The sequence below is a fragment of the Actinosynnema sp. NPDC020468 genome, from assembly GCF_040642015.1.
Lineage (GTDB): Bacteria > Actinomycetota > Actinomycetes > Mycobacteriales > Pseudonocardiaceae > Actinosynnema.
Genome location: NZ_JBFAEO010000010.1, coordinates 20,747 through 31,165 on the forward strand (window position 1 = coordinate 20,747; position 10,419 = coordinate 31,165).

At 73.4% G+C, this 10,419-nt stretch carries 9 protein-coding genes; 4 read left to right on the forward strand and 5 right to left on the reverse strand.

The window, feature by feature from the left end; genetic code table 11:
* Nucleotides 1–442: 442 nt before the first annotated feature.
* The 4 genes from AB0G50_RS10155 to AB0G50_RS10170 all read right to left on the reverse strand — a co-directional run bounded on the left by AB0G50_RS10155 (nucleotide 443) and on the right by AB0G50_RS10170 (nucleotide 5,345).
* Nucleotides 443–1,588: a DUF58 domain-containing protein gene (locus AB0G50_RS10155; RefSeq protein ID WP_360104735.1), complete on the reverse strand. Its 1,146-nt coding sequence runs from the start codon at nucleotides 1,586–1,588 to the stop codon at nucleotides 443–445.
* The gene (locus tag AB0G50_RS10160) at nucleotides 1,585–2,568 is read right to left on the reverse strand and encodes a MoxR family ATPase (RefSeq protein ID WP_360104738.1); all 984 of its coding nucleotides are present in this window, start codon (nucleotides 2,566–2,568) and stop codon (nucleotides 1,585–1,587) included. Before AB0G50_RS10160 ends, AB0G50_RS10155 begins: the two co-directional genes overlap by 4 nt.
* Nucleotides 2,565–4,763 carry a hypothetical protein gene (locus AB0G50_RS10165; RefSeq protein ID WP_360104741.1) on the reverse strand — a complete coding sequence of 733 codons (2,199 nt, stop codon included), beginning with the start codon at nucleotides 4,761–4,763 and terminating at the stop codon, nucleotides 2,565–2,567. Before AB0G50_RS10165 ends, AB0G50_RS10160 begins: the two co-directional genes overlap by 4 nt.
* Nucleotides 4,764–4,853: 90 nt before the next feature.
* Entirely contained in the window at nucleotides 4,854–5,345 is a 492-nt protein-coding gene (locus tag AB0G50_RS10170) for a MarR family transcriptional regulator (RefSeq protein WP_360104744.1), read from the reverse strand.
* 93 nt (nucleotides 5,346–5,438) lie between these two features.
* Here AB0G50_RS10170 and AB0G50_RS10175 point away from each other — a divergent pair, with 93 nt between their 5' ends.
* Together AB0G50_RS10175 and AB0G50_RS10180 are read left to right on the forward strand one after the other, a co-directional pair.
* Nucleotides 5,439–5,984, forward strand: coding sequence for a YceI family protein (locus AB0G50_RS10175; RefSeq protein ID WP_360104747.1), 546 nt, complete (start codon nucleotides 5,439–5,441; stop codon nucleotides 5,982–5,984).
* A gap of 374 nt (nucleotides 5,985–6,358) precedes the next feature.
* Nucleotides 6,359–6,862: an ATP-binding protein gene (locus tag AB0G50_RS10180; protein WP_360104750.1), complete on the forward strand. Its 504-nt coding sequence runs from the start codon at nucleotides 6,359–6,361 to the stop codon at nucleotides 6,860–6,862.
* Nucleotides 6,863–6,945: 83 nt separating this feature from the next.
* Here the strand turns inward: AB0G50_RS10180 and AB0G50_RS10185 are convergent, their stop codons facing one another.
* Nucleotides 6,946–7,779 (reverse strand): EamA family transporter, encoded by an 834-nt coding sequence (locus AB0G50_RS10185; protein ID WP_360104753.1) that lies wholly within the window; start codon nucleotides 7,777–7,779, stop codon nucleotides 6,946–6,948.
* Nucleotides 7,780–7,957: 178 nt separating this feature from the next.
* Here AB0G50_RS10185 and AB0G50_RS10190 point away from each other — a divergent pair, with 178 nt between their 5' ends.
* A complete protein-coding gene (locus AB0G50_RS10190; protein WP_360104756.1) occupies nucleotides 7,958–8,572 on the forward strand; it encodes a GTP pyrophosphokinase family protein in 615 nt (204 codons plus the stop codon).
* Between the two features lie 495 nt (nucleotides 8,573–9,067).
* On the forward strand, nucleotides 9,068–10,369 hold the full coding sequence (locus AB0G50_RS10195) for a serine hydrolase domain-containing protein (protein WP_360104759.1): 1,302 nt from the start codon (nucleotides 9,068–9,070) through the stop codon (nucleotides 10,367–10,369).
* The last annotated feature ends 50 nt before the right edge of the window (nucleotides 10,370–10,419 follow it).

Sequence of the window (10,419 nt, forward strand, 5' to 3'; positions counted from 1 at the left end):
ACGACCCGAGCCGAGTCTGCGCGAGCCACCGAGCACCCGCCGAATCCGGTCGGCGCGGGACGAATCGCCGGGAACTCACCGGCGGCCGCAGGCAGGCCGACCGCGGTGATCATCGCGCCACCGCCGCGTTCCGGGCGCCCAGGGCGGTCCACGCCGGCACCCGAACCCCAGACCTCCCGAGCAGAACCCCCGCGAACCACCGAGCACCCGCCGAGCCGAGCCGACACACGGCGAATCGCGAACACACCGACGGCCGCGCCCGGGCCGACCGCGGCGACCATCACGCCACCGCCGCGTTCCGGGCACCCAGGGCGGTCCACGCCGGCACCCGAACCCCAGACCTCCCGAGCAGAACCCCCACGAACCACCGGACGCCCACCGAACCGGGCCGACGTGCGACCACTCGCCCCGAACACACCAGCGCGCGGGCCGACCGCGGCGGTCATCGCGCCACCGCCGTGTTCCAGGTGTCCAGGAGGGTTTCGGCGGTCGGCGCGCGCAGCAGCAGGACGCCGCCCCACGCGGAGACCGGGCGGATCGGGTCCGGGTCCGCCACCAGGACGACGCCGACCGACGCGCGGGCGGCCTCCAGGGTCAGTTCGGCGAAGTCCGAGGCCACGCCGCAGACCACCGCGACCACGTCCAGGTCGCGGACCTGGAGGCGCGGGACCGGGCCCGCCGGGTGCGCGGTCAGGTCGGCCAGCGCGGCCAGCAGCGCCGTCGCGTCCGATTCCGTCGCGCCCGCTGGGAGGTCCAGCGACACCGCGCCCGACGACGTCACCAGGCGCACCGGGTGACCGTCCGCCACCGCGACCGCCACCAGCGACGCCGCGACCTCCACCGCCTCCTCGAACCGCGCCGGGTCCGGGTGGCTCGGGGCGTGGTCGTCCAGCACCACGGTCAGGTGCGGGCGGGCCGGGTCGGCGTCCTCGCGGACCATCAGGGTGCCGGTGCGCGCCGACGTCGCCCAGTGCAGCCGGCGCAGGTCGTCACCCGGCACGTACTCGCGCAACCCCACCAGGTCCGTGCCACCGCGCTCGACCCGCTCGTCCGCGCCGACCTGACCGCGGCGCACCCCGCCGGGCAACCCGCGCACCGGCAGCACCCGGGGCACCACGCGAACCGGCACCACCTCGCCCAGCACCGTCCGGGCGTGCGCGAGCCCCGCCGGGCCGCGCCTGCTCACGGTCAGCGGACCGACCGCCAGCACGCCCCGGGTGTGCGTCGGGATCGGGTACTCGACCCTGGTCCGCCCACCGGGCGCGAGTTCCGGCACGTCGATCCGCACCGTCGCGCCCGCCACCTCGTCGGTCGCGTCGAACAGCACCGGGAACCGCCTGCTCACCCCGGTCAGCTCCAGCACGCCGGTGCACGAGCCCCACCGCGGCACGGTGCGCGGCCGCACCACGCGGGTCGGCACCACCGGCGTCCGGGACCGCACCGCCACCACCGCGACGAGCACCGACACCAGCAGCGCCGCGCCCAGCGCCGTCACGCCGGGGTAGCGCCACCACGACCCGACCGCGACCAGCGGCACGCCGAGCACGACCGCGCCCAGCCCGCGCGCGGTCAGCCGGACTCGGGTCATCGCGCGGCCGGCTTCGGCACCGCCACCCGCGCGACCACGTCGGCCAGCACCTCCGCCGTCGTCGTGCCGGACAACTGGGCCTCCCGCGTCGGCACGAGCCGGTGTGCCAGCACGGGTTCCACCAGCGCCTGCACGTCACCCGGCACCGCGAAGTGCCTGCCCTGCGCCGCGGCCCACACCTGCGCGCACCGGACCAGCGACCGCAACCCGCGCGTGCTCGCGCCCAGCCGCAACCGCCCGTCCTCCCGGGACGCCGTGCCCAGCGCCGCCACGTACTCGAGGATCGGCTCGGCCACGTGCACCGTCGCCAACCGCCTGCCGTACTCGAACACCAGCTGCGGGTCGCACACCGTCGGCACCGCCGCGACCCGACCCGCGCCGCTGCCCGGCCGCAGCACGTCCAGCTCGTGCTCCAGGCTCGGGTAGCCGATGGCCGTGCGGAGCATGAACCGGTCGAGCTGCGCCTCGGGCAGCCGGTAGGTGCCGTCGAGGTCGATCGGGTTCTGGGTGGCGACCACGAGGAACGGCGCGGGCACCGCGTGCGCGACGCCGTCGACGGTCACCGTGCGCTCCTCCATCACCTCCAGCAGCGCGGACTGCGTCTTCGCCGCGGCGCGGTTGATCTCGTCCGCCAGCACCACGTTCGCGAACACCGGACCCGGCCGGAACCGGACCTCGCCGGTGCGCGGGTCGTACACCGAGGTGCCCGTGACGTCGGACGGCAGCAGGTCCGGCGTGAACTGCACCCGCCGCGACACCCCGCCCAGCGCGCTCGCCACGGCCCGCGCCAACGTCGTCTTCCCGGTGCCCGGCACGTCCTCCAGCAGCACGTGGCCACCCGCGAACAGCGACACCAGCACCAGCTCGACCACGTCGCGCTTGCCCCGCACCGCCGCCTCGACGGCGTCCGCGAGCCTGCCGTGCAGCACCCCGAACGCGGCGACCTCGTCCTCGCCGACCACCGGATCCCCGTCCGTCACGCCACTTCCCCCTCGGTGCGCCGCCGCCGGCCGAACCGCAGCAGGAACGCCGTCGCGATCAACCCCAGGCCGCCGTTGACCATCGGACCGCTGCCGCTCTCCGGCGCGAACCGCGGCACCTGGCAGATCTTGGTGCCCGGGCACGAGTCCACGTCCCGGACGGTCACGCTGCGCGGCGCCGAGTCGACCGACGTCGACCCGTCGGCGGCGTAGGCGCGCACCACGAACCGGTTCACCCCGACGTCCGTGCTCACCACCGCGGAACCCGCCGAGCACGCGATGGCCGTGGCGTAGCCGTAGGTCGTGTTGATCACCTCGCACCGGCCGTTGTGGCTCGCCCAGTCCGCGGGCGGCGCGAGCGAGGCCTCGCGGGAGTACACGTCGCCGGTGTTCAGGAGCGACGTGATCACCGCCGCGCCCGCGGCCGGCATGGTCGGCGGTGGCGGCGTGGTCGTGGTGATCACCGGCGGCGGCGTGGTGGTCGTCGTGATCACCGGCGGCGGGGTCGTGGTGGTCACCACCGGAGGCGGCGTCGTGGTCGTCACGACCGGCGGCGGGGTGGTCGTCACCGGCGCGCCGGTCGACGGCACGGTGTACGAGCCCGCGCCCGCCTCGCCCGCGCCCCGGCCGTTGTACGCCGCCACCGTCACGTCGACCCGGCCGCCCGAGCAGAACGCGGTGCCCGCGCAGGACAGCGTCAGGTCCGTCGAGGTGCCCGCGACCTGCGCCGACGTCGAGCCGCCCGCGAACGCCCCGCTGGCCGTGACGGTGTACCCGACGACCGGGTCGCCGTTGTCGGCGGCCGCGCTCCAGCCGACCGAGACCACGACCGCCGAGGCGTCCTTGCCGCGCAGCGACACGGTGACGCCCGCCGGACGACCGGGCGTGCCGCCGGCGGCCGCCGTGGTCGACGGGCTCGAGGTGCCGGCGCTCGGCGCGACCGACACGACGGTGGTGGTGGCACTCGGCTCGCCACGCGGGTTCTGCCCCGGCGTCGGCGGCTCCGGGCGCGGTGGCGGCGGGCTGGGCACGCTCGGGATCGGCGAGCGGTCCGGGTCGGTGACCGGCAGGTCGGGGCTGCGGATCACCACGTTCTTCGTGCTGCCGTCGGCGTCCACGATCACGCCCTGCTCCGCGCCGGGGGTGTTGATGAACAGCTTCCCGTCGTCGAACACCAGCTCCGGGTCGCCGGAGCCCGCGGCGCGCAGGTCGTCGCCGCCGCGCGCGCCGGACCCGTCGAGCACCACGACCTTGCCGGAACCCTTGCAGGGCACGTAGACCTTGTCCCGGAACACCGCGGGGCGGCCGGGCGTCGGGCAGCCGAACGCGCCCATCTCCACCCGCAGCACCCGGTCGCCGCTGAGCAGCACGACCACGCCCGCGCCGGGCAGCGCGGCGGGCACCAGGCCGGTGGGGCTGCTGCGGGCGGCCAGCACCTCGTCGGTGAACGCGGCCGTGGTGGCCGTGAGGTCGGCGGCCGTGCCGTCGCGCACCACGACGCCGCCCTCCAGACCCAGCAGCGTCACGCCGCGCTCGTGCGGCACCAGCACCGTCCTGGGCCCGGCGCCGGGCACCGCGCGGTGCGACCGCTCCACGAACCGCTGCGCGTCGTCCGACCACTCCAGGGCGCGCAGGGTGCCCGCGTGGTCGACCGCCCACACCACGCCCGCGTCGTCCGCGACCACGTCGGCCAGCGGGCCGCCCGCGAGCCACGGCTCGCCGACGTCGACCAGCGTCACCGGGTCCGCGTTGACCACCGTGCCCGCCGCTCGGTCGACCACGAACACCTGGCCGCGCACGATGAGCACCTTGGCCGAGCCGCCCGGCGGCGCCTGCCGCCGACCGGAGGCGAGCAGCGTCGCGAGGTCGACCACGGTGATCTGGCCGGTGCGCCGGTCGAGCACGATCAGCTTGTCGTCGGACTGGGCGATCTCCAGCTGCGCGTCGCCGCCGCTGACCTGGAGCCTGGTCTGGGGTTTGCCCGAGGCCGGGTTCACCTGCACGACCTCGCCGCGCTGGTCGTCGCCCAGCCACGTGAGGCCGTCCGAGACGTCGACGGCGGTGCGCGAGACGCCCTCGCCGAGCGCCGCGCCGGCGAGCAGCAGCACGCCGAGCAGCGCCGCGCTCAGGCTCGCCGACTCGCGCCTGCCGACGCCGACCAGGCGGCGGGCGATTCTCCCCAGGTCCATGGCCACGCGGCGGATGTTAACGCGCGGGTACGACATTTCCGGCGGAGTCGCCACACCTCGTCCGGATGGCCCAGCGGGCCCTGGTGCGGACGTCCGCTAGAAGTCGCCCAGCTCCTCGCGGACCTTGGCGCACTCCGTGCTCAGGCCCTCGTCCACGGCGCGGCAGATCACGTCGAGCTGGCTCAGCTGCTCGGGGGTCAGCACGTCGAACAGGTGCTCGCGGACGGCCGTGACGTGACCCGGCGCGGCGGCCTCCAGCGCGGCGAACCCGGCGCGGGTGAGCTCGGCGATCGAGCCGCGGCGGTCGGACGGGCAGGCCCGGCGGGCCACCCACCCCTCCTTCTCCAACCGCGCGACGGCGTGCGAGAGCCTGCTGCGCGACGAGTGGCAGACCGCGGCGAGCTCGCTCATCCGCATCGCCCTCGCCGGCGCCTCGGACAGCGCCACGAGGATCTCGTAGTACGCCACCGGCATCCTCGAGTCGCGCTGGAGCTGCCGGTCGAGGTGCTCGGTGAGCTTGGTCACAGCGGTCATGAAGGATCGCCATGTCCGCTGCTCCTGGGTGCTCAGCCACCGCACGTCGCTCATGCCGTCCACTATACGGTCGTTGTTGAACCTTCAATCAGGATGCGCTATGTTCGGTTGAGAGTTCAACCAAACCCACCGAGAAGGACTGGTCCCATGACCTCGCAGACTGTGCAGATCCCCGGCTACCTCGCGGGCACGTGGGCGATCGACCCGGTGCACTCGGACGTCTCGTTCGTGGTCCGCCACCTGGGCGTGTCGAAGGTCCGCGGTCACTTCGGCACCTTCGAGGGCACCATCGTCACCGCCGAGAACCCGCTGGAGTCGACGGTCAACGCCAAGATCGACACCACCTCGATCGACACCCGCAACGGCCAGCGCGACGCCCACGTCAAGGGCGAGGACTTCCTGGACGTCGAGAAGTTCCCCGAGCTGACCTTCTCCTCCACCGGTGTCCGGGCGCACGGCGAGGGCTTCCTCGTCGACGGCGAGCTGACCCTGCGCGGCGTGACCAAGGCCGTGACGCTGGAGCTCGAGCCGAACGGCTTCGGCGACGGCTTCGAGGGCGCCAAGGTCGCGGGCTTCTCCGCCAGCACCGAGATCAACCGCCGCGACTTCGGCGTGACCGGTGGCGCCGCGGGCGCCGTCGTCGGCGACAAGATCACGATCCTGCTGGAGATCGAGGCCGTCAAGCAGGTCTGAGCCACCTCCACCGAGGGCTCGCCGGAGTGCTCCCGGCGGGCCCTTCGTGCTGTTCCGGGCCGGGGAACACGATCCGCGGCGCGGTGGTGGAGGTTTCACGGAGTCACCGACGTGACACAGGTGCGTTCCATCGGGTGGTGATGTTGTTCCCAATCGGCGGGGGTTCGGTTACGTTCTGCTCGGTGGTTGAACCACTCGTCCCGCCTGTCCGTAGGAGGGGACGGGACCAGGGGTGACCCCGGTTGACAGCGGTGCCAGGGACGCGGGTCCGGAAGCGGTCTGCTCACGGTCGGTAGACCACGTGGGTGACCCGGTCGGCGGTCATGGCACCATCTGGCGCAAGCACGTGCCGGACGCCGGCGAGGAGGATCGGTGTGAACACCCAGACCGAGCAGGTCGACGACCTTCGACTCGTCGCGTTGCCCACCGCGGTGAACGTCGCGGACATGTTCGTCCGCTTCTCGCTGAGCGAGTGGCGGCTGCGGTCCATGCAGGACGAGGCGGCCCAGACCGCGCGCCGGCTGGTGGGCGCGGCGGTCGAGGTGGCCGACCAGCGCCAACCCGGCCTGCTGCTGATCCGGCTCCGGCTGTCCGGCAGCTCGCTCGTGGTCGAGGTCGAGGGCTCGCGCGTCGCCCTGCCGCCGGAACTCGCGACCGGTCGGGCGGGTCTGGTGGACCTGACCGCAGGCGGCCGGCTCGCCTGGTGCGAACTCGGCCTGCCCTCGGGCATGAACGCCTCCGCCGTGCCGCTGCCGCGTCGCGAACCCCGCCGCTCCCCCGCCGCCGAACGCCTCGGCGACGAGCCGGACGTGGACCCCGAGGTGATCCAGCGGATCCTCAACGGCCTCGGTGGCGGCGCCGGCCGCCGCCTGGACTGACCGAAGCGCTCACGGACGCCCGCCGGGGAACTCCCGGCGGGCGTTCGTGCGTCCGGGGCGGTGACGACGCGAACCGAGACGCGTCACCGGGAGCGGGCGGCCAGGGCCGCGGCGAGGACCGCCATGCCGCACCACGACACGGGCGACAGGTGTTCGCGCAGGACGACCACGCCCAGCAGGGCCGCGACCGCAGGTTCGGCGAGGGTCAGGGTGGTGGCGGTGGCGGCCGGGGTGTGGCGCAGGCCCGCGCCGAACAGCAGGTAGGCCAGGAACGTGGTGACCACCGACAGGTGCAGCGCCACCGCCACCCCGGCGGGTTGCGCGAGCCACCCCACCCCGAGACACAGCAGCACCGGCAGGGTCAGCGCCGACGCGCCGCCGAACACCACGCCGACGACCGCGCGCGACGGGTGCCCGGCCGCGATCAGCCGGGCGCACACCACCGAGTACGCGGCGTAGGACAGGCCCGCCACGACGGCCAGTGCCACGCCGAGGGCGTCGACGTGCGCGCCACCGCCGCCGAGCACGAGCGCCGCGCACCCCGCCACCGCGGCCGTCGTCACGAGCGGGCGGGAGCGCAGACCCAGCACGACGGGCGCGGTCGCGAGGGCGATCGTGGTGGCGACCGCCACGCCGGTGCGCGCGACGGCCGGGTAGAAGGCGAGCGCGTAACCCGCCGCGGTGAGCGCGCCGAGCAGCAGGAGCCGCCGGTCGCCCGAGCGCAGCACCGCCGCTGCGCCCCGGGCGGTCAGCAGCAGGAGGGCGCCGCCGAGCACCAGGCCCGCCGCGCCGACCGCCGAGGCGGGTGCGGACGCGGGCGCCAGGGAGCTGACGGTGCCGGTGGTGCCCCACAGGACGCACGCCGCCAGGATCGGCAGCGGGCCGCGGGTGGTCGCGGAACGTGTCGGAGAGGACACGGAAGACACGGGTTCTCCGTTCGCGGGAGCCGGATGAGGGCGCGAACGGGCGCACGGCGTCGAGCGTGCGTCGAGGTGCCGGGTGCGCCCGTCAGGCGACCGGCGGCGGCAGTACCACGTGCCAGTGGGTGTTCACGATCGCCATCGTAGCCCGACGCGACGTCGGTATCCTGGCTCCATGGAGAGCGGCGTCGCGGACGACCTGCTGCGGCGGTCCCTCGTGGTCTACAAGTTCGCGGTCGAGGAGCTGATGACCAAGCTCCGGATCCTCAGCGAGGAGTTCGACCTCGTCCACAGCCACGACCCCATCGAGCACGTGACGCAGCGCGTGAAGCGGCCCGCCGCGATCCTGGAGAAGTTGCGCCGCAAGGGCTTGGCCGCCGATCTCGCGCTGGCCGCCGAGCACCTGGACGACGTGGCGGGCGTGCGGGTGGTGTGCCCCTTCGTGTCCGACGTCTACCGGGTGCGGGACATGCTGGCGCGGCAGAACGACGTGGAGATCCTCAAGACCAAGGACTACATCGCCGCGCCGAAGCCCAACGGCTACCGCAGCCTGCACCTGATCGTGCGGATACCGGTGTTCCTCTCCGACCGGGTCGCGCTGGTCAAGGTCGAGGTGCAGCTGCGGACGATCGCGATGGACTTCTGGGCCACGCTGGAGCACAAGCTCTACTACAAGTACGACGACCAGGTGCCGGCCGGCTTCGTGGAGGAGCTGACCACCACCGCCGCGATCGCCGCCGAGCTGGACGAGCGGATGGAGTCGCTGCACCTGAGGGTCCAGCGCGACTGACCGTCCGCCGTGGACGGTCGGCGCCCGCCTGCCGTCGCCGGCCGGAGATTTTCACTGGACTGGACCAATGGCGCCGGTCCCGCCCGACGGCCCGGACGCGAGCGGTGCTCGGACCCTCCCCCGGACCGTGCCGCGACACCCCGGCGGCCAGTCGTGCCGCAGGTCTCAACGAGCCTCCCGCAGGTTGGTTACGCGGTTTCGGACAATTTCTCCGAAGTGGGTCTAAATGGAGCACTAAATGTCGTTCAGGTTCACTTCGGGGACATCTCCACTAACCTGGATCACAGTTGACACGCGAGTGCGAATAACCCTCGTGTCCGTGCCTGGAATTACGAGACCGAGGCGTCCAAACCAGGCCGTTCGAGTGAACCTCCAAGTACCCCCTGATAACGAGGGGTTACCCGGCCGGTAAAGCGGGAATCCCCATTTTGGTGAATGCTCCGTTCGGCGGTCGCGACAAAGAACGCCGGACGGCCAACGTAGTTCCCTGGCCGCATGGCCCATTCCCAGAAGGACGCGATGGACACCGACCTGATCTCGCGACGATTAACCGCGCTCACCCGTGCGCACCTGGTGCCGGGGGCCCAGCTCGCCGTCCTGCGCGACGGCACCACGTGGACCCGCGAGGTGGGCCTGACACCCGACACACCGGTGCCGATCGGCTCGATCACCAAGACCTTCACCGCCGCCGTGGCGATGGCCCTGGTCTCCGACGGCGACCTCGAGCTCGACGAGCCGCTCGCCGAGCACCTGCCCGAGGTCGGCGACGACCTGACCCTGCGTCACCTGCTCAGCCACACCGGCGGCCTGCCGTCGGACCCCGAGGACGTGCGCGCGACCTCGCTGCGCCGCTACGTGCGCGACGCGGTGCGCAGCCTCGACCAGCTGCACCGGCCGGGAGACGGCTTCTCCTACTCCAACATCGGCTACGTTCTCGTGGGCCACCTGATCGAGTTGGCGACTGGCATGACCTGGGCGGACGCCGTCGACTCGATCCTGCTGAGGCCGCTGGGCAGCCGTGGGCGGTTCACCGTCGGCGCCGCCGCGGACGACGCGATCGCGACCGGGCACGCGGTCAACCCGACGACCGGCCGGGTCGTGCCGGTGCGCCAGTCGCTGTCGGTGGTCGACGCGCCGGCGGGCGCGCTGGCCGCGAGCGCGCGGGACCTGGTGGCGTTCGGCGCGGTTCTCGCGGGCGCGCCGCCGCACCTCGTCGCGCCGGCCGAGTTGAAGCTCATGCGGACGCCCGCGCCGGGCGCCGAGCCGTTCGGGATGGCCGACGGGTGGGGCCTGGGGCTCGCCCTGTTCGACGGCGAGGGCTCGACGTGGGTCGGGCACGACGGCACCGCGGACGGCACCTCGTGCCACCTGAGGATCGACCCGGACGACGGCACGGTGGTCGCGCTGACCACGACCGGGAGCACCGGGTTCGCGCTGTGGCGCGACCTCGTGCCGGAATTGGCGCGGGCCGGGCTGCCGGTCGGCGATTACCGGGCGTTGCGCGGTATGGAGCTGCCCATCCCCCCGCCGAGGGAGTGCACCGGCAGCTTCCGCAACGGCGACACCGAATACCGGGTGCGGGCGGCCGGGGAAGAAGTGCTGGAACTCACAGTGGATGGCGAGCCGTTCGCGGATCTGTCGTTGTTCGACGGCCTCGTGTTCGCCATGCGCGATTCGGACACCGGCGACACCAACCAGACCGGGCGTTTCCTTCGGGATCCCGACGACGGTCGCGTGGAGTGGATCCAGATCGGTGGCCGACTGGCGCGCAAGCAAGTGCGGGAAATGTCTCGCTGAAAGAAGTTTGACGATCTTCACCCGTGGGTAGACACCCACCCGCCGCGAAA